Raw genomic sequence first — 19148 nt, 5'->3', positions numbered from 1 at the left:
GGCAGCCAGTCTGCCAGGTCAACGAGCGTCCCCAAAACGCAGGAGCTCGATCAGCTCGTCGGATTGCGCGTCGGTCAGGACCCCGAACACCTCCGCCATCAGGTCGTCGGTGATCTCCTCCACGGCGGCGCGCTCGGCCACGACTGCGGGGCCCGGCTCGGCGTACGGCTCGGGCCAGGTGAAGAACCTGGCGACGTCCGCGCCGGTGATGGCGCCGAAGGGGCCCGAGAAGGGCGTGGTGTCGTGCGCCGCGGCCAGTGTGGCCTCCAGCGGGTGCAGCCCCGCCGCGATCACGGCGTTGGCGTGCAGGCCGCCGCGCAGCTCGCGTACGACGTGCATGAGCTGCGCGGCCCTGGCGGGCGGGTCGGCGGGCAGCGGCACGGCCCGCCAGCCCGCGAACAGCGGCGCCCCGACGCAGGACGCCTGCGCCACGACCGGCAGGAGCAGCTCGGCGATCCTGGCGCAGCCGTGGTGGCCGCCCAGCTTGCGCCTGCCCCACGCCTGGCACACCTCGGCGTAGAGCTCGACGGCGCGGTCGACCGCGAGCTTGCGTCCGCCGTTCCAGCTCTCCTCGACGTGGGCGGGCGGGAAGAAGACCGCCACCGACGTGACGACGTCGGCCTCGCACTCACCGAGTACGCCGCAACGGCCCCTGAAGTAGAACTCCCGGGGACCGAGCCCGTACTCCTCACAGACGGCCTTGGCCTCTCTGGAGATCATGAATCCGCCGCCGAGCCGGCCGATGGGCCCCTTGACCTGGGCGGCGGTGGTGCGCGGGTCGGCCATGTCCACCTCTCAGTTCGTGAAGTGAACCCAGCATTCCCTATTAGAACTTCATTCTGCAAGCATCAGCTCGCCGCTGGCCACGATCACCGCCGCGCCGGACAGGTAGCTGGTGTCCTCGTCGAGGATGACGGTCAGCGTGCCGCCCGGCACCTCGACCGTCCACGTGCCGGTGGTGTCGCCCGTCAGGCTCGCGGCGGCGACGGCCGTGGCGACCGCGCCGGTGCCGCACGAGCGGGTCTCGCCGGAGCCGCGCTCGAAGACGCGCATGACCACGCGGCTGGTGCCGACCGGGTTGAACAGCTCGATGTTGACCCCGGTGGGGAAGACCGCCGTGTCGAAGCCCGGCTGGTGGTTGAGGTCGAGCTGGACGACGGGGTCGCCGATCGCGCACGCCAGATGGGGGTTGCCGAGGCTGATGTGGAGCCCGCCGTACTCCTGACCGCCCACGGTCGCCACGCTCTCGCCCTGGACGACGGGCTTGCCCATGTCGACCGTGATGTCGCCGTTCGGCTCGACCCGCACCCTGCGTACGCCGCCCCTGGTCGCCACCCCGAACTCCGGCGCGTGCTCCAGCCCGGCGTCGAGCAGGTAGCGGGCGAACACGCGCATGCCGTTGCCGCACATCTCGGCCACGCTGCCGTCGGAGTTGCGGTAGTCCATGAACCACTCCGCCGCCGACGAGTGCTCGGCCACCTCGTGGCTGCGCTTCGTACGCACCACTCTGAGCACGCCGTCGGCCCCGAGGCCGGCTCTCCTGTCGCAGATCCTGGCGACGAGCGCGGCCGACACGTCGACCTCCCCGTCGGGATCAGGCAGGATGACGAAGTCGTTCTCGGTGCCGTGCCCCTTGAGAAAGCGCATTGCAGGAGTTTATTCGTACGAGTGTCCGGCAATGAGAGCCAGGGTCCGATCAAGGAGATCGGGAGCGTCGTACGGCAGCCACCGCACCCGCGGATCACGGCGGAACCACGACTCCTGCCGCCGGGCGAAACGCCTGGTCAGCCTGACCGTCTCGGCCATCGCGTGGTCCTCGCTCCACTCGCCGGCGAGGAAGCGGGCGACCTGGGCGTAGCCGAGGGCGCGGCCGGCCGTACGCCCCTCGGCCAGGCCCTGCCCGAGCAGCGTACGCACCTCGTCCACCAGGCCCGCCCGCCACATGCGCTCGACCCTGACCTCGATCCGCTCGTCCAGCACCGGCCTGGGCACCTCCAGGCCGATCTGCACGCTCGGGTAGACCGCGTCGTAGGACGGCATGGTGGCCGAGAACGGGCGTCCCGACAGCTCGATCACCTCGAGGGCGCGCACGATGCGCCGGCCGTTGCTCGGCAGGATGGCCGCGGCGGCGGCGGGGTCGAGCTCGCGCAGGCGCTCATAGAGGGGGGCCGGGCCGCGCTCGGCCAGCTCCGCCTCCAGCCTGGCCCTGATCTCCGGCTCCGTGCCGGGGAACTCCAGGTCGTCGATGGCCGCCCGTACGTACAGGCCGCTGCCGCCGACCAGCACGGGCACCTCGACGGCGTCGATGACGGCCCTGGCCAGCTTCTGGTACTCGGCCACGCTGGCCGTCACCGTCACGTCCCAGACGTCGAGCAGGTGGTGCGGAACCCCGCGCCGCTCGGCGAGGGTGAGCTTGGCCGTGCCGATGTCCATGCCGCGGTAGAGCTGCATGGAGTCGGCGTTGACGCACTCACCGCCGAGGCGGAGGGCGACGTCGACGGCGAGGTCGGACTTTCCCGCGGCCGTGGGGCCCACCACGGCGATGACTGGCTGGCGCACGTCGACCAGTTTGCTAGAGATCGAGGAGAGACGGTGGCAGATATCCCTCGTGGGTCAGCAGCCACCGCTTGGTCTCGACGCCCTCGCCCCCGCTGAACCCGCCCAGCCCGCTGCCCGCCGCGATCACGCGGTGGCAGGGCACGACGATGGGGATCGGGTTGGAGCCCATGATCGAGCCGATGCCCCTGGCGGGCACGGAGGACCCGGCCAGACCGGACAGCTCGCCGTAGGTGACGGCGGTGCCGAACGGGACGCCGTACAGCGCCCGCAGCACCCGCAGCCGCGAGCCCGACATGAGCCGCCAGTCGATCGGCGTCTCGAACGCCTTCAGCTCTCCGGCGAAATATGCTCTCAGCTCGGCGACGGCGGAGGCCGTACGATCCGCATCATGAACCTCAGCCAGCTCGAGGCGGCCGGCCAGCCGGGCGCGCGCGCCAGGGGCCGGCACCCGGCCCGACACCCAGCCCGCGGCCACAATGCCGATCTCGGTGACGGCCAGCACGAACGGGCCTACCGGCGTGGCCACCTCGGCAAAGGCGACCGTCCCCTCCCCGGCCGTCCCCTCCCGGGTGGGCTCCTCTCGGCCGGACTCCACTCGGGCGCGTTCCTCTTGGGCGGGCATCATGTCCTCACGTGAGCTCGTGGTGCTGGGCACGGCCAGCGCGGTTCCTACCCGTCACCGTAACCACAACGGGTAGAAATTTCTTTCGAGTATGACCAACCGGCGGGCCAGTGGTGAACTGCGGAAGCGTCCAGGAACGGGCAGACTGGAGGTGTGGACACTCGGTCTCGATACGCAAGCCGCCGACCGTACCTCGTTCCCGCCCGTCTCGATGAGCTGGCCGGGCCGGTCACCGGCGTGGTCCGGCTGCCCATCCACCTCGACTGGTCGGAGCAGCGGGTTTACGACTTGGATGACACTGCCCAGCTAGGCCTCATGTACGAGCGTGTTATCCGTGAGGCGGCTCACATCGATGACCTCCGCGCCTACCTGAACGCTTCGGTCCTGATCCGCATCTGGCCGCGCCTCTTCCTGCCCGTGCAGGCGAGGCAGACGTGGGAAGCCCGTTTCCGACCTCTGTCGCGGGCCGCGTAGCGACCATGGACCCTCTGCACGAACGGGTGACCAAGATCGGCTTGCTCGCCACCGAGCGCTTCGGCTTCGCCCTCGCCGGCGGTTATGCCGTCCAGGCTCATGGATTCCTCACCCGGCGTTCAGAGGATGTGGATCTCTTCACCTCTGCTGGTGGCGACTTCGATCTCGCGGTACGCGCGGCCGTAGCGGCGTACCGCGAAGCCGGTATGAAGGCTGAGATCGCCCAGGAGAGTCCAGGCTTCGCCCGCCTACTGGTCGTCGATGACGTGGGGCGCTCAGTGAAGGTCGAGCTGGGAGTCGACTGGCGCGCCCATCCACCGGTCCGGCTGGAGATCGGCCCTGTTCTGCACCAGGACGATGCCGTCGCGAACAAGGTGGCCGCCCTCTACAGCCGCGCCGAAGTCCGCGACTTCGTCGACGTTGACGCGGTCCTGCGCAGTGACCGTTACACCATGGACGATCTGAGCCGACTCGCCGCTGAAGCTGATCCAGGCTTCGACAAGGCCATGTTCGCCGTGGCCCTGTCCGCTCTCAGGCGAATCCCTGATCAGGCGCTCGCTCACCATGGCCTGTCGGCCGACGACATCACGAGGCTACGCGAACGTTTCCGGCGCTGGGAACGGTCTGTCGGATCACACCATCCCTGATGCCCTCGATCGGGACACGAATCGCCAACATCCGCACCGAACCCTTAGCATCGCGCTCGTGTCAAACCGCGAACTCGTAGTACTCGGCACGGCCAGCGCGGTTCCTACCCGTCACCGTAACCACAACGGCTACCTGCTGCGCTGGGACGGTCAGGGCTTCCTCTTCGACCCCGGCGAGGGCACGCAGCGGCAGATGGTGCACGCCGGGGTGAGCGCCCGCGACGTGCACTGGCTCTGCGTGACGCATTTCCACGGCGATCACTGCCTGGGCGTGCCCGGGGTCGTGCAGCGGATCGCCCGCGACAAGATACGCCATCCGGTGCGCGCCGTCTTCCCTGGCTCCGGCGAGACGTACTGGCGCAGGCTCCGCCACGCCGCCGTCTTCGCCGACACCCAGGTCATCTCCGAGCATCCGCTCTCCGGCGAGCTGGCCGGTGTCGGCCCGCTCGTCGCGCGCCGCCTGTCGCACCCCGTCGAGTCCTACGGCTACCGCGTCCAGGAGCCGGCCGGGCGCCGCATGCTCACCGACAGGCTGGCCGCCCACGGCATCCGCGGCCCCGAGGTCGGCGAGTTGCAGCGCACCGGCTCCGTACGCGGCGTCACCCTGGCCGAGTGCAGCGTCCCCCGGCCGGGGCAGAGCGTGGCGTTCATCATGGACACCCGGCTCTGCGACGCCGTCTTCGAGCTGGCCTCGGGGGCCGACCTGCTGGTGATCGAGTCCACGTTCCTGTCGTCGGAGAGCGCGCTGGCCAAGGAGTACGGGCACCTGACGGCGTTCGAGGCGGGGGTCGTGGCGGCCGACGCGGGCGTGCGCAGGCTGGTGCTCACCCACTTCTCCGAACGGTACGGCTTCGACTCCGAGCCCGTCTTCACCGCCGAGGTGCGCCGCAACTTCGACGGCGAGGTGGTGCTGGCCCGCGACCTGATGCGCATCCCCGTGCCGAAGCGTCAGGACAGCCACGACCCGGCGAAATAGCCGACGCCGTAGGGTGCGACCGCCGTCAGCAGCCGTCCCTCGTACGTCCTTCCGCCCGCCGCGCCCGCCAGCACCTGCAGGGCGGCCCGGCCGCTCACCCACAGCCGGTCGGCCTGGACGGGGTCGAGCCCGGCCAGGACCGCCGGGTCGCCGGCGGCGAGCGCCTTCGCGATCAGGTCGTTGAACGGCCCGGCGGCCTCGTCGTACCGGCCGGGGGCCCGAGGGCTGAGGCAGGCCGAGCCGTCGGCCATGACCAGCAGCGCCACCCTCTCCCCGCCTGTGGCCAGCCCCTCGCCCACCGCCCGGCACTCCTCGCTCGCGGCGTCGAAGGCCACGGACTGGAGGCCGTCGCACGGGCGGTCGCCCAGCAGGGCGCGGGCCACGGTCAGCGAGAGTGGCAGCACCGGCTCGCCTGTGCCGGACGTGTGGTCGAGTCCCCAGGGGCGCAGGGTGCCGGTCGCGCCGCCGTCGTACGCGGTCGTGGTGTCCGCGCCGCCCACGACGACCAGTCTGTCCGGGCGGGCCTCGCGCAGGGTGGCGATCGCGGTGTGGCAGGCGGAGCGGAGGTCGGGCATCCCCAGCACGACCAGCGGGGTTGGCGGGCAGACGGCCGCGGCTACGAGCACGGGCGCAAGCGTACGTGTCCCCGCCGCACCACGGGCACCACGCCCTCCCGCGGCGTTCTCCCGTGGACCTCGCTCAGTAGGGGCTGTGCCCTTCGCGCACCCTGGCGAACAGACCCTTGGCGTAGGAGTGGACCGCCTGGTACAGCCCGCCCCCGAAGCTGATCCTGGCCACCCCGAGCCCCGCCAGCCCGGCGAGATCCGGCGTCCCCGGCCTGAACAGCACGTTGACCGGCCGCCCCGCCACCTCGCGGACCAGCGCCTCGATCTCGTCGCCGTCGTCCAGCCCGATGGGGTACAGGCAGTCGGCGCCCGCCTCCAGATAGCGCCGCCCGCGCGCGACGGCCTCCTGCCTGGTGGCCGTTCCGTGCAGGTAGACGTCGATCCTGGCGTTGATCACCAGCGCGTCCCCGGCGGCGGCGCGTACCTCGGCCAGGAAGTCGGCCTGCTCGGCCACGTCGACCATGCCGCCGCGGGGCGGCACCGAGTCTTCCAGGTTGCAGCCCACGGCACCGGTCGCGAGCAGGCGTTCGACCAGTTCGGCGGGTTTGAGACCGTAACCGCGCTCGATGTCGGCGGTGACGGGCACGCCGACGGCCCTGACCACCCGCGCGACGGCGGCCATCATCTCGTGGACCGGTGTGGCCTCGCCGTCGGAGTAGCCCAGCGCACGGGCGACGCCGGCGCTGCTGGTGGCCACGGCGGGGAAGCCGGCGTCCTGGACGGCGCGGGCGGAGGCGGCGTCCCAGACGTTGGGGAGGACCACCGGGCTTCCCGGGACGTGCAGCGCACGCAGCTCGGACGCTCTGTCAGTCGTCATGCCCCGACCCTACGCAGGCGGTGACACCCGCTGAAGGTCCAGTGCGCCACATTTACGGCGAGCCACTCCCCCGCACTCGTAGGGACCCACGCCAGGCGCACGTCACCGGGCGTCGGCGACCGCCCGCGCCGCCTCAGGCGGCGGGGCGGGCGTGGAACGACGCGCCTTCCTCCCTGGTCAGCAGCCGCTCGTCGCGCACTGACCGCTGACCTCACCGGCCGGGCCGTCCGCCGGGAGGTCCGCGGGGGTGCCGCTCCCGGACGACTGCGGCGGCTTGGAGGGGGAGGCGGTCGACGGCTTCTTGCCGTCGCCTCCCTGGGCGTTGCCGTCGGAGGAGCCGTTGCCCGTCGAGTCTGAGCCCGTCGAATCTGAGCCCGTCGAGCCGTTGTCGGCGGGGTCGCCGCCCGCGCCGGGGTCGGCGACGTCGCCCATGCTGCCGTCGTCGGGCGGGTCGGTGGACAGGCCGCCGTCGGGGGCGTCGGTGGCCGCGTCGCCCATGGTGGCTTCGTCGTCACCCTGGAGGTCGTCGGCGCCCCCGGCGGTCTGGGAGGGCGCGGGGCCGCCGGTGCTCCGCTGCGCGCTCCCGCCGGGGTTGCCCGCCAGCAGGTAGCCGGCGCCGCCCGCCACGAGGAGGCCGACGAGCACCGAGGCGACGATCAAAATGATCTTCTGGTTGTTCTTCGGCGCCTTGCGGGAGGAGGATTCGTCGCGCGTCTCCAGACGGGCGTCTCCCGGCCCGTACAGGATCTCCTGACGGTCCGCCTCGTTCGGATCTTGCATGGGGTTACAGCTCCCTGCGGTCGTATCGGGGAAAGCTCGCCGGCTTCCGCGGGTGATGGACCACACTAGCCGCAACGGAGGAATGCTCGCACAACAATCACAAAGGAATCACGACTTGTCACCCCTTAGATCCATTCGCCCAGGTAGCCGCACCCACCTGGCACCGGTGGCCGGAGCCGTCGGGGTACTCGTCACCGCGGTGCTGGGGATATTTCTGGCATTCACCAACTCGCCCGAATCTTCACCGCAAAGACCTCAGGAATTTGATCAGGAAACCCCGCTTTCCCCACGTCCGGCTTCACCACTCTGGGCATCGGATATGACACAAACAGCGACCGCGGCGCTTCTGCCGGCGACGCCTTCCCATGGATCGCTCCATTTCCCCTCGCCGCACCCGGACGACGTCTTTCCCGGTCATTCGCCGCCGCCCTGGGTCGAGGCGGTGCCGCCGTGGGCGGCGGCCCTCCCACCCGTGACGGCGGGCACCCCTGGGTTCCTGCCGACGCCGGGATCCTCCCCCGCCTCATCCGTACGGGCCCGGCCGGACCGCCCCCGGTCCCCCTCCGCGCGCCCCCTGACGCCCCCGCGCGAACGTCCTCCCGGGCGGCGGGGCGCCCCGGCCCCGGAGGCGTCCCCACAGGCGCCTCCCCGCGAACGCCTCCTGCCGGAGCCGATCCGCGAGGCGGACCCGCCACCGTCATCGCAGGAGCGCGGCATGCCCCTCCCCTGCGCCACGTTCCACGACTTCCGCCGCCAGGCCTGCTACGACGTGCTGAACCGGCTCACGCGCTGACCACGACAGGAGGGCGGCACCGGATCGACCGGTGCCGCCCTCCGAAGAACTCCTCGGGAGTCCGTGAACCTCCGTGAGACTCAGTGCGCCGAGCAGCCGCCCGTGGCGGCGGGCAGGGGAGCCGGGCGGCCGATGGTCGGCATGCCCAGCAGGACCCCGGAGCCCGGCGACCCGGCCGCGCCGCCGCCCTGACGGGCCTCCCAGGCGTCGCCCGCCCGGGTGCGCCGCAGCTCGAGCACGGCCCCGTCGGCCACCAGGTGGTGCGGCGCCGCGTACGTGACCTCGACCGTCACCATGTCGCCCGGCCGCGGCGTCTCGGCCCCGACGGCGAAGTGCACGAGCCGGTTGTCGGGAGCGCGCCCCGACAGCCGTCGCGTGGCCTCGTCCTTGCGGCCCTCACCCTCGGCGACCAGCACCTCGAGCCTGCGGCCCACCTGCCGCTTGTTCTCCGCCCAGGAGATCTCCTCCTGCAGCGCCACCAGCCGCTCGTAACGCTCCTGCACGACCTCCTTGGGCACCTGGTCGGGCATGGTGGCCGCGGGCGTGCCCGGCCGGATGGAGTATTGGAAGGTGAAGGCGTTGGCGAAGCGGCTCTGCCGGACGACGTCGAGGGTGCCCTGGAAGTCTTCCTCCGTCTCGCCGGGGAAGCCGACGATGATGTCGGTCGAGATGGCCGCGTCGGGCATGGCCGCGCGCACCCGCTCGATGATGCCGAGGTAACGCTCGGCCCGGTACGACCGCCGCATCGCCCGCAGCACCCGGTCGGAGCCCGACTGCAGCGGCATGTGGAGCTGGTGCATGACGTTGGGCGTCTCGGCCATGGCGGCGATCACGTCGTCGGTGAAGGCGGCCGGGTGCGGAGAGGTGAAGCGCACGCGTTCGAGGCCCTCGACACCGCCGCAGGAGCGCAGCAGCTTGCCGAAGGCCAGCCGGTCGCCGAACTCCACGCCGTAGGTGTTGACGTTCTGCCCCAGCAGCGTGACCTCCAGCACGCCCTGCTCGACCAGCGCCTGCACCTCGGCGAGGACCTCGCCGGGACGGCGGTCCTTCTCCTTGCCGCGCAGCGACGGCACGATGCAAAAGGTGCAGGTGTTGTTGCAGCCGACGGAGACGGACACCCAGGCGGCGTAGGCCGACTCGCGCTTGGTGGGCAGCGTCGAGGGGAAGACCTCGAGCGACTCCTTCAGCTCGACCTGCGCCTCGCCCTCGATGCGGGCCCGTTCGAGCAGCACCGGCAGCGAGCCGATGTTGTGCGTGCCGAACACCACGTCGACCCACGGCGCCCTGCGGACGATCTCACCCTGGTCCTTCTGCGCCAGGCAGCCCCCGACGGCGATCTGCATGCGCGGATTGCCCACCTTGGCGGGCCGGAGGTGGCCGAGGTTGCCGTAGAGGCGGTTGTCGGCGTTTTCCCGGACGGCACACGTGTTGAACACGACCACGTCGGCCGTCTCCCCTGCGGGGGCGGCCACGTAGCCGGCCCCCTCCAGCAGGCCGGAGAGCCGCTCGGAGTCGTGGACGTTCATCTGGCACCCGTATGTGCGCACTTCGTACGTGCGGGCGCCCTCCTGGGTCACAGTCATGGCACGTTCAAGGGTAGTCGCAGTCAGGCTTGACACGGCCCTTGCGGTTCCAAAAGGCCAGCTTGATGGCGTGATGTGATCGGATCGGTACCGCCTGGTTAGTGCGCGGCGCTCCAAGGGCCTCTACGTTTTACTCCATGACGGAGAACGGCGACGCCACTCCACTGGTCCGGTTGGAGAACGTCAACAAGCACTTCGGGGCATTGCACGTCCTGAAGAACATCAACTTGACCGTCTCTCGTGGCGAGGTCCTGGTCGTCATCGGCCCTTCGGGCGGCGGGAAGTCCACGCTCTGCCGCACGATCAACCGGTTGGAGACGATCAACGAAGGGCAGATCGTGTTCGACGGCAAGGTGCTGCCCGCCGAGGGGAAGGCGCTGGCAAAGCTCCGTTCCGAAGTGGGAATGGTCTTCCAGTCGTTCAACCTGTTCGCGCACAAGACCATCCGGGAGAACGTGACGCTCGGCCCGACCAAGGTCCGCGGCCTGGCCAAGGGCGCCGCCGACAAGCGGGCCATGGAGCTGCTCGACCGGGTGGGCATCGCGGCGCAGGCGGACAAATATCCGGCCCAGCTCTCCGGCGGTCAGCAGCAACGCGTCGCGATCGCCAGGGCGCTGGCCATGGACCCGAAGATGATCCTGTTCGACGAGCCCACCTCCGCACTGGACCCCGAGATGGTGCAGGAGGTGCTCGACGTCATGGTCGGGCTGGCCCGCGACGGGATGACGATGATGGTCGTCACGCACGAGATGGGGTTCGCCCGCCGGGCCGCGAACAGGGTGGTGTTCATGGCTGACGGTCAGATCGTGGAGGAGAACACCCCCGACGAGTTCTTCACCAACGCGCAGACGGACCGGGCGCGCGACTTCCTTTCGAAGATCCTCACGCACTGATTACTGAGGCAGGTACACATGCACATGCGTCGAGCGGGAGCAGCGCTCTCGGTAGCGGCCCTGGCCGCGGGCCTGACCGCCTGTGGCGGCGACAGCGGCGGCGGCGGGACGTTCGCCACCGTGGCTGACAAGATCACGGGCGGTGGCACCGTCGTGGTCGGCACCAAGTGGGACCAGCCGAGCTTGGGCCTGAAGATGGGCAATGAGCCCGAGGGCTTCGACGTCGACGTGGCCAAGGCCGTGCTGAAGGAGATAGCCGGCGGCAAGGACGTGAAGGTCGAGTGGAAGGAGTCGGCCTCGTCCAACCGTGAGCCGTTCCTCGCGAACGGCACGGTCGACATCATCTTCGCCACCTACTCGATCACCGAGGAGCGCAAGGCCAAGGTCACCTTCGGCGGCCCCTACGTCGTGGCCCACCAGGACGTCATGGTCCGCAAGGACGACACCTCGATCAACAGCCCGCAGGACCTCAAGGGCAAGAAGATCTGCAAGGCCTCCGGCTCCAACTCCTACAAGCGCATCACCGACCCGCCGCCGGACGGCGAGCTCGACATCGACGCCACCACCGTCGACGCGGCGAACTACTCCGAGTGCGTGCAGAAGCTGACCGGCAGCAACCTCGACGCCGTCACCACCGACGACCTGATCCTGGCGGGCTTCGCCAAGCAGGCCGGCGGCAACTTCAAGGTGCTGGGCCAGGGCTTCACCGACGAGAAGTACGGCATCGGCCTGAAGAAGGGCGACACCAAGACCTGCGAGGCCGTCAACAAGGCCGTGCAGGCCCTGTGGTCCAACGGCACCATGAAGACGCTGCTGGACAAGTGGTTCGGCGGCATCCAGGGCCTCAAGGTGTCCGAGGCGGCGCCGCCGGCCGAGGGTTGCGCCTGATCACACCAGAAGCGGCGGCCGGTGGTCCGGTCGCCGCTGCCCTATGCGGTGGAGCACGATGGACGAACTAATCAAATATGCCCCCGACCTCGGGATCGGGTTCCTGGAGAACGTCAAGCTCTCCCTGGTGGCCGCGGTCGTCTCCCTGATCCTCGGCACGGTCCTGGTGGCGATGCGGCTTTCCCCCACCCCGGTCCTGCGCGTGGCCGGCACCGTCTACGTCAACGTGGTGCGCAACACCCCGCTCACGCTGGTGCTGGCGTTCTCGGCGCTGGGGCTGAGCGACCAGCTCGGGCTGGTCTTCTCCGAGACGCCGCTGACCAACTCCTTCTGGGTCGTGGCGATGGGCCTGTCGCTCTACACCGCGGCCTTCGTGTGCGAGGCGCTGCGCGCCGGCGTCAACACGGTGCCGATGGGGCAGGCCGAGGCGGCGAGAGCGATCGGGCTGACGTTCATGCAGTCCCTCAGGATGATCATCCTGCCCCAGGCGTTCCGCACGGTCGTCGCGCCGCTCGGCAGCGTGATGATCGCGATGATCAAGAACACCACGGTCGCGACCGCGGGCGGGTTCCTCGCCGACGCGGCGGCGACCATGAAGGAAGTCTTCGACACGACGGGCGCGTCGATCCCGATCTTCCTCGGCATCGTCCTCGCCTTCATGGCGCTGACCATGCCCGTCGGCTTCTTCACCGGCTGGTTGTCGCGGCGTTTGGCGGTGGTCCGATGAGCACGACCGTCCTGTTCGACGCCCCTGGCCCGCGTGGGCGGGTGCGCAACAGCGCGCTCACCGTGGTCAGCGTCATCCTGGTCGGCGCCGCCCTGTACGGCGTCTACCGCGGCTTCGACGCCAAGGGCCAGTTCGAGGGCAAGATCTGGCAGCCGTTCCTGATGTGGGAGACGTGGGACTTCTACATCATCCCCGGCCTGATCGGCACCTTGCAGGCGGCGGCCGTGGCCGCGGTGCTCGCGCTGGCCTTCGGCGCGATCTTCGGCCTGGCCAGGCTCTCCGACCACGCGTGGATCCGGGTCCCGGCCGGTGTGGTGGTCGAGGTGTTCCGGGCCATCCCCCTGCTGCTGCTGATCTTCTTCATCTTCTACCTGGCGCCCGCGGTGCTGGGCGGCGGTGACTACGCCTTCATGGCGGTCGTGGTCGGCCTGATGCTCTACAACGGCTCGGTGCTGGCCGAGGTGGTCAGGGCCGGCGTGCACGCGGTGCCCAAGGGGCAGTCGGAGGCCGCGTACGCGGTGGGCATGCGCAAGAACCAGGTGATGCGGCTGGTGCTGCTGCCGCAGGCCGTCACGGCGATGATGCCCGCGATCGTCAGCCAGCTCGTGGTGTTGCTGAAGGACACCGCGCTCGGCTACATCATCGCCTACGTCGACCTGCTCAACACCGGGTTCAAGATCCTGCCGGCCCGCTTCTTCGGCTCCCTGATCCCGGCGGCGATCGTCATCGGCATCATCTACGTGGCGCTGAACATGGCGCTGAGCTTCCTGGCCACCTGGCTGGAACGGCGTAGCAGGCGCAGCCGCAAGACCGCGGCCGCCCCGGTCACGGCACCCGGCTCGGCCGAGGTGGGCGTGGCCGCGGGGCAGGGGACCGAGGGCGGCGGTGTGGCGCCCGACCGTCCCGTGGAGTGATCCAAGGGCGGCGGGCACGTAAGCCCGCCGCCCGGTTTTTACCGGTAGACCCCCAAAAATGTGCCAAAACTGCGTCGAGGCGGCCCTGTGATGGGCAGGCGCGGGTTACCCATAGTCGTGGGTAAATCGAGGGGGCCTGTCGCGGCGACCAGGCGTGCGACGGCGCTGGCGGCCGGGGCTTCCATGGCCCTGGGCCTGGCGGCCTGTGGGGGCGGAGGCTCGTACACGACCGTCGTGGACAAGATCAGGGGCACCGGCACGGTCATCATCGGCACCAAGTGGGACCAGCCGAGCCTGGGCCTGCGTACGGGCAAGGGCGATCCCGTGGGGTTCGACGTCGACGTCGCGCGCTACATCGTCCGCCGCCTCGCCAACCGGGCCGACGTCAAGATCACCTGGCGGGAGTCGCCCTCGTCCAACCGCGAGGCGCTGCTCCAGAACGGCACCGTTGACATGATCGTGGCCTCCTACTCCATCACGAAGGCACGCGAGCCGAAGGTGACGTTCGGCGGCCCGTACGTGACGGTCAGCCAGGACACGATGGTCCGCGCCGACGACCTGCGCATCCAGAACGTGAACGACCTGCGCGGCAAGCGGATCTGCCTGGCCGCGGGCTCCAACTCGTACCGGCGCATCGTGGACCCGCCGCCGGACGGCAAGCTGGACCTGCCCGCCGAGCTGGTGTCGGCGAGCAACTACTCCGACTGCGTACGCAAGCTCTCCGAGGACCTGCTCGACGCGATCAGCACCGAGAACCTCGCCCTGGCCGGGTACGCCGAGCAGGAGCCCGGCCGCTTCCGCCTGCTGAACCAGCCGATCAGCGTCGAGAAGTGGGGCGTCGGGTTGAAGAAGGGCGACACCAAGACCTGCGAGGCCGTCAACCGGGCGATCGCCGACATGTGGCACGACGGGACGGCCGCGCAACTGCTGCGCAAGTGGTTCGGCCGGACGGACATCAAGCTCCCCTCGACCCTTCCGCCTCCCGAGGGCTGCCCCTGAGCGCTCGACCCTGGGCATGTGACCCTGAGGGCGTGAAACGTACGGCGGCGGGTTGAACCGGGAGAGTCGGCCCTGGACCATGGGGAGCGACCCCGAAGTGTGGAAACCGGGCCCTGAACTGTGGGGACCGGCCCGCACTCCCGGTGATCTTCCGGCAGGATGCGATTATGCCTTTCTGGCCCTCCCCCATTTCGACCAGAGACGTGGCCGGGTCGGGCGTGCGCCCCGGCTGGCCCACGGCCCGCGACGGCCGGGTCTGGTGGACCGAAGACCGTCCCGGCGAGGGCGGGCGCACCACGATCGTGCGCCGCGCCGCCGACGGCACCCACCGTGACCTGCTGCCCGCCCCGTGGAGCGCGCGCACCCGGGTGCACGAGTACGGCGGCCGCCCCTACGCCGTGACCCCTGAGGGGGAGGTCGTCTTCGCCAACCTGAAGGACCAGCGGCTGTACGTACTGGGTGAAAACGGCCATCCGAAACCCCTCACCGACGAGGGCTGCCGCTACGCGGACCTGCTGGTGCACGACGGCCAGGTCTGGTGCGTACGCGAACGGCACGCCGGGAACGGCAAGGTCACCCGCGCGATCGTGTCGATCCCGCTGACCGGTGGCCAGATCCGCGAACGCGCCACCGGCCACGACTTCTACGCCTCCCCCACCGTCTCCCCCGACGGACGGCACCTCGCCTACGTCTGCTGGAACCACCCCCGCATGCCGTGGGACGGCACCGAGCTGCGCGTCACCGCCCTGTCCTCCGGCGGCTCGTGGACGGTACGGGGCGGCCCCGCCGAGTCCGTGCTGGCCCCCCTCTGGAAGGACGACTCCCGGCTCTACCTGATCTCCGACTCCTACGGCTGGTGGAACCTGTACGAGATCGGCCTCCATGGCGACGGCGCCCAGGCGGTGCACCCGGCCGAGGAGGAGTTCACGCTGCCGCCGTGGCGGCTGGGCGGGATGCCGTACACGGTGCTCGCGGACGGTCGGCTCGCGGTCCTGCACGGGCGCGGGGACCTGCGGCTGGCCGTGCTCGACCCCGCCTCCGGCGCGCTCACCGACCTCGCGCTCCCCTACACCGGCTGGGACGCGGCGCTGACCGCCGACGGCACGTCCGTGGCGGGCATCGGATACACCGCCACGACCCCCCGCACGGTCGTCACCGTGGACATGGGCACGGGCGAGCACCACGCGCTCAAACGCGACCTGTCCACCCTCCCCGACCCGTCCTACCTCCCGATCCCCCGGGCCGTACGCGTGCCCGGCGGCGACACCCGTGAGCCCGGCCACCCGGACACCCCCGAAGCCCGCACCACGCCCCAGAAACACCAGCCCGCAACGTCGGAAAGCCCGCCCACGACGCCGAACGACCGTCCCACGACGCCACCGGAAGACCACCTCCCGACGCCGGAAGTCTCAGCACCGGAAGACCAGATCTCGACGGCGGAAGTCTCGACGCCGGGAGACCAGGTATCGACGCCGGAAGACCGGGTCCCGGCGTGGGGAGACCAGACCGCAGTTCCCGGAAGCCGCACCGGGGCACCCAGCCGTCAGGCCGCGACACCCGCAGACCTCGCCGAGACGCCGAGCGGCGAGCCCGTGACGCCGCCGGCAGGGAAGACCGTGGTGTCGGGGCGTCACGGCGAGATCCACGCGTTCCTGTATCCGCCGCGCACCCCCGCCCCCGCCTTCCCCACCCCCGCCTTCCCCACCGCCGCCGGGGCTGCCGCCGCTTCAACGGGCACGGCCGCCGACGGTGACGAGGCCAAGCCGCCATTTGTGATCTTCGTGCACGGCGGCCCGACTGCCCACGCCGACACCGCGCTCGACCTGGAGAAGGCGTTCCTGACCTCGCGGGGCATCGGCGTGCTCGACGTCAACTACGGCGGCTCGACCGGCTACGGCAGGGCCTACCGCGACCGGCTGAAGGGGCAGTGGGGCGTGGTGGACGTGGAGGACACGATCGCCGCCGCCGAATGGCTGGCCGCCGAGGGCCTGGCCGACCCCGCCAGGATCGCCGTACGCGGGGGCAGCGCCGGGGGCTGGACCGTTATGGCGGCCTGCTGCCGTTCGGACGTCTTCGCGGGCGGAGTGTCGTACTACGGCGTCAGCGCACTGGCCCCGCTGGTCGCGCACACCCACGACTTCGAGTCACGTTACGTCGAGTGGCTCGTGGGGCCGGAGGACCCGCAGGTGTACGCCTCCCGCGAACCCCTCGCCCTCGTGGACGGGGTGAGCTGCCCCATGCTGCTCCTCCAGGGCCTCGACGACCCCGTGGTGCCGCCCGAGCAGTCGACGGCCTTCGCGGACGCGCTGTCCGAGCGGGGAGTGTCGTGCACGTACCTCGCTTTCGAGGGCGAGGCGCACGGCTTCCGCCGCACCGAGACCCGCGCCGCCGCCCTCGCCGCCGAACTGGCCTTCTACCAGCAACTCTTCGGCTAGAGCCACACCCCTCACCCCGCCGCCCAGCCGATCCGCTCACCACGCGACTCAGGCCCGTCCACCCACCACACGACTCCAGGCCCATCCGCTCACCACGCAACTCAGACCCGCCCGTTCACCGTGTGCCCTCGCCCGCCCGCTCCCTGCCACCCGCCGCGCGCCGCCCGCCACCCGGAGCCCTCCGCGCGCCGAGGGCTCAGCGGGCGAACTCGGTCGCGCGCGACTCCCTGACCACCGTGATGCGGATCTGCCCCGGGTACGTCAGCTCCTCCTCCACCTGCTTGGCCACGTCGCGGGCGATCACCTGGGCCTGGATGTCGTCGATCGCGTCGGGCTTGACCATGACCCTGATCTCCCGTCCGGCCTGCATGGCGAAGACCTTCTCCACACCCTCGTACGACTGCGCGATCTCCTCCAGCCGCTCCAGCCGCTTGACGTACGCCTCCAGGGACTCCCGCCGGGCCCCGGGCCTGCTGCCGCTGATCGCGTCGGCCGCCTGCGTGAGCACCGCCTCGACCGTACGCACCTCGACCTCGTTGTGGTGCGCCTCGATGGCGTGCACCACGTCCTCCTCCTCGCCGTACCTGCGGGCGATCTCGGCGCCGATCAGCGCGTGGCTGCCCTCGACCTCGTGGGTCAGGGCCTTGCCGATGTCGTGCAGCAGGGCGCAGCGCTTCATCAGCGTCTGGTTCATCTTCAGCTCGGCGGCCATGATCCCCGCGATGTGCGCGGACTCGATGAGGTGCTTGAGCACGTTCTGCCCGTACGAGGTGCGGTAGCGCAACTGCCCGAGCAGCAGCGTCAGCTCGGGGTGCATGTCGGTGATGCCCAGCTCGACGAGGGCGTCCTCACCCGCCCGCGCGCACAGGTCCTGCACCTCCTGGCGGCTGCGGTCGTGCGCCTCCTCGATGCGCTGCGGGTGGATGCGTCCGTCGAGCACCAGCTTCTCCAGCGTGAGCCGCGCCGTCTCCCTCCTGACCGGGTCGAAGCACGACAGCAGCACGGCTTCCGGAGTGTCGTCGATGATCAGGTTCACCCCGGTCGTGGACTCGAAGGCCCGAATGTTACGCCCCTCGCGGCCGATGATCCGGCCCTTCATCTCGTCGCCGGGCAGGTGCAGCACGCTGACGACCGACTCGGCCGTCTGCTCGGCCGCCAACCGCTGAACGGCCAGCGTCACGATCTTCGTGGCCCGCTTCTCGCCCTCCTTGCGGGCGTCCCCCTCGATCTCCCGGACGATCAGCGCCGCCTCGCGCTTGGCCTGGTTCTCGATCTCCCTGACCAGCTCGGACTTGGCCTGCTCGCCGGTGAGCCCGGCCACCCGTTCCAGGATGACCCGTCGTTCCTCCTCGACCTGCAGCAGCTCATCGCGGCGGTCGGCCAGCTCGACCTCGGTCTCGGCCAGCTTCCTGTCGCGTTCGGACTGCCGCCGGGCCTCCTCGTCCAGCCGCTGCTCCCGCTCGGCCAGCCGCGCCTCGCGGCGCTCGAGGTCGGTGCGCTGCTCCTTGAGCTCGGACTTGAGTGTCCGGCTCTCCTCCTCCGCCTCCCGCCGCATCTCCGTGGCGCTCTGAGCCGCCGACTCGGACCTGCGCAGGATCTCCTCGGCGTCGGTCTCCGCCTTGCGGCGGATCTCGCGGGCCTCCTGGCGCGCCTCCTCCAACTCCTCGTGCACGGCCTGCGCCTGCTCGGGGGTCGGCTTGGCGGCGCGCGACCCGCCACCCGACGTGCGCCGTACGACGACGAGGAGCGCCACGATCATCCCGAACGCGAGCACGAGCACCGCCACCATCAGCACCACGACCAGCGGCCCCATGTGCGCCCCGCCCTCCTCGCGTCGTCAAGAACTCATAACGCGGCCACAAAAACGGGAGGGGTCACAGGCGCGCTGCGGACAGCCCGGACGGCGTCGTCGCCGGGATCGATGTCAAGCCAAGGCGGATGGGGCGTCGACCGCGAAAGCCGACACCTCGCCTGCCTCTGTCAACCAAGCTCGTTCGTCCGTCGTTCACCGGTATGGCAATCCGCGCTGCGCGGAGTAACTCCTCACTGCCGTCGAGGTTATGCGTCGAACAGGTCACGAGCAAGCAAACGCGTCATCAAGCGTGTCTTACAGGCTTGCATCTCCACATTCAGCCAGACACCCCCATTACCGCCCGTTTTGCCCACCACCAGCAAGCGACACGACACCGCCGCTGGCAAACCGCCGTCATTGCCAACGACAGACCGGTAGCGCTACCAGTAGCAGACCAGGTGACACCGCCAGGTGACACCGCCAGGTGACACCGCCAGGTGACACCGCCAGGTGACACCGCCAGGTGACTGTCAACGGACACGCTGACTTCCATGTAGGCGGGCATTGGTTTGCCAGGTGCGCGGACATCGGTTCTCCAGGCGTGGCCATGGTTTTCCAGGTGG

General features: G+C 70.4%; 17 protein-coding genes. 8 read left to right on the top strand and 9 right to left on the bottom strand.

Annotation, left to right across the window (positions count from 1 at the left end; genetic code table 11):
- Positions 1-18 precede the first annotated feature (18 nt).
- The 4 genes from ACZ6S0_RS19655 to ACZ6S0_RS19640 are packed head-to-tail and all read right to left on the bottom strand — an operon-like array spanning position 19 to position 3214.
- Positions 19-786 (bottom strand): SCO6745 family protein, encoded by a 768-nt coding sequence (locus ACZ6S0_RS19655; protein WP_465919373.1) that lies wholly within the window; start codon positions 784-786, stop codon positions 19-21.
- A 48-nt stretch (positions 787-834) separates the two neighbouring features.
- The gene (dapF, locus tag ACZ6S0_RS19650) at positions 835-1647 is read right to left on the bottom strand and encodes a diaminopimelate epimerase (protein ID WP_465919369.1); all 813 of its coding nucleotides are present in this window, start codon (positions 1645-1647) and stop codon (positions 835-837) included.
- Between the two features lie 9 nt (positions 1648-1656).
- Positions 1657-2559: a tRNA (adenosine(37)-N6)-dimethylallyltransferase MiaA gene (gene miaA / locus ACZ6S0_RS19645; protein ID WP_465919366.1), complete on the bottom strand. Its 903-nt coding sequence runs from the start codon at positions 2557-2559 to the stop codon at positions 1657-1659.
- A 13-nt stretch (positions 2560-2572) separates the two neighbouring features.
- Positions 2573-3214, bottom strand: a complete 642-nt coding sequence (locus tag ACZ6S0_RS19640; RefSeq protein WP_465919363.1) for a methylated-DNA--[protein]-cysteine S-methyltransferase — start codon at positions 3212-3214, stop codon at positions 2573-2575.
- 446 nt (positions 3215-3660) lie between these two features.
- On the opposite strand from ACZ6S0_RS19640, the gene ACZ6S0_RS19635 reads away from it, so the two are divergent.
- The gene (locus ACZ6S0_RS19635; RefSeq protein WP_465919360.1) at positions 3661-4302 is read left to right on the top strand and encodes a nucleotidyl transferase AbiEii/AbiGii toxin family protein; all 642 of its coding nucleotides are present in this window, start codon (positions 3661-3663) and stop codon (positions 4300-4302) included.
- 58 nt (positions 4303-4360) lie between these two features.
- Positions 4361-5278: a ribonuclease Z gene (locus tag ACZ6S0_RS19630; RefSeq protein WP_465919357.1), complete on the top strand. Its 918-nt coding sequence runs from the start codon at positions 4361-4363 to the stop codon at positions 5276-5278.
- Here ACZ6S0_RS19630 and ACZ6S0_RS19625 read toward each other — a convergent pair.
- From ACZ6S0_RS19625 to miaB, 4 genes are all read right to left on the bottom strand, one after another.
- Positions 5251-5904 (bottom strand): class III extradiol ring-cleavage dioxygenase family protein, encoded by a 654-nt coding sequence (locus ACZ6S0_RS19625; RefSeq protein ID WP_465919355.1) that lies wholly within the window; start codon positions 5902-5904, stop codon positions 5251-5253. The two genes, ACZ6S0_RS19630 and ACZ6S0_RS19625, sit on opposite strands and share 28 nt — an antisense overlap.
- 73 nt (positions 5905-5977) lie before the next feature.
- The gene (locus tag ACZ6S0_RS19620) at positions 5978-6721 is read right to left on the bottom strand and encodes an isocitrate lyase/PEP mutase family protein (protein WP_465919354.1); all 744 of its coding nucleotides are present in this window, start codon (positions 6719-6721) and stop codon (positions 5978-5980) included.
- Between the two features lie 177 nt (positions 6722-6898).
- On the bottom strand, positions 6899-7501 hold the full coding sequence (locus ACZ6S0_RS19615) for a hypothetical protein (protein ID WP_465919351.1): 603 nt from the start codon (positions 7499-7501) through the stop codon (positions 6899-6901).
- An 873-nt stretch (positions 7502-8374) separates the two neighbouring features.
- On the bottom strand, positions 8375-9877 hold the full coding sequence (gene miaB / locus ACZ6S0_RS19610) for a tRNA (N6-isopentenyl adenosine(37)-C2)-methylthiotransferase MiaB (RefSeq protein ID WP_465919350.1): 1503 nt from the start codon (positions 9875-9877) through the stop codon (positions 8375-8377).
- A gap of 137 nt (positions 9878-10014) precedes the next feature.
- Between miaB and ACZ6S0_RS19605 the strand changes: the two genes are divergently transcribed.
- The 6 genes from ACZ6S0_RS19605 to ACZ6S0_RS19580 all read left to right on the top strand — a co-directional run bounded on the left by ACZ6S0_RS19605 (position 10015) and on the right by ACZ6S0_RS19580 (position 16733).
- Positions 10015-10770, top strand: coding sequence for an amino acid ABC transporter ATP-binding protein (locus tag ACZ6S0_RS19605; protein WP_465919348.1), 756 nt, complete (start codon positions 10015-10017; stop codon positions 10768-10770).
- An 18-nt stretch (positions 10771-10788) separates the two neighbouring features.
- Positions 10789-11658: a glutamate ABC transporter substrate-binding protein gene (locus ACZ6S0_RS19600; RefSeq protein ID WP_465919345.1), complete on the top strand. Its 870-nt coding sequence runs from the start codon at positions 10789-10791 to the stop codon at positions 11656-11658.
- Between the two features lie 58 nt (positions 11659-11716).
- Positions 11717-12385, top strand: coding sequence for an amino acid ABC transporter permease (locus tag ACZ6S0_RS19595; RefSeq protein WP_465919342.1), 669 nt, complete (start codon positions 11717-11719; stop codon positions 12383-12385).
- Positions 12382-13299 (top strand): amino acid ABC transporter permease, encoded by a 918-nt coding sequence (locus ACZ6S0_RS19590; RefSeq protein ID WP_465919338.1) that lies wholly within the window; start codon positions 12382-12384, stop codon positions 13297-13299. The genes ACZ6S0_RS19595 and ACZ6S0_RS19590 overlap by 4 nt, the downstream gene beginning before the upstream one ends.
- A 234-nt stretch (positions 13300-13533) precedes the next feature.
- Positions 13534-14298 carry a glutamate ABC transporter substrate-binding protein gene (locus ACZ6S0_RS19585; RefSeq protein WP_465919333.1) on the top strand — a complete coding sequence of 255 codons (765 nt, stop codon included), beginning with the start codon at positions 13534-13536 and terminating at the stop codon, positions 14296-14298.
- 167 nt (positions 14299-14465) lie between these two features.
- The gene (locus tag ACZ6S0_RS19580; RefSeq protein WP_465919331.1) at positions 14466-16733 is read left to right on the top strand and encodes a S9 family peptidase; all 2268 of its coding nucleotides are present in this window, start codon (positions 14466-14468) and stop codon (positions 16731-16733) included.
- 196 nt (positions 16734-16929) lie between these two features.
- On the opposite strand, the gene rny is transcribed toward ACZ6S0_RS19580, so the two are convergent.
- Positions 16930-18546 (bottom strand): ribonuclease Y, encoded by a 1617-nt coding sequence (gene rny, locus ACZ6S0_RS19575; protein WP_465919329.1) that lies wholly within the window; start codon positions 18544-18546, stop codon positions 16930-16932.
- Positions 18547-19148: the final 602 nt, after the last annotated feature.

This window comes from Nonomuraea sp. NPDC051298 (assembly GCF_055586305.1).
This window is presented reverse-complemented; position numbering and strand designations above follow the sequence as displayed.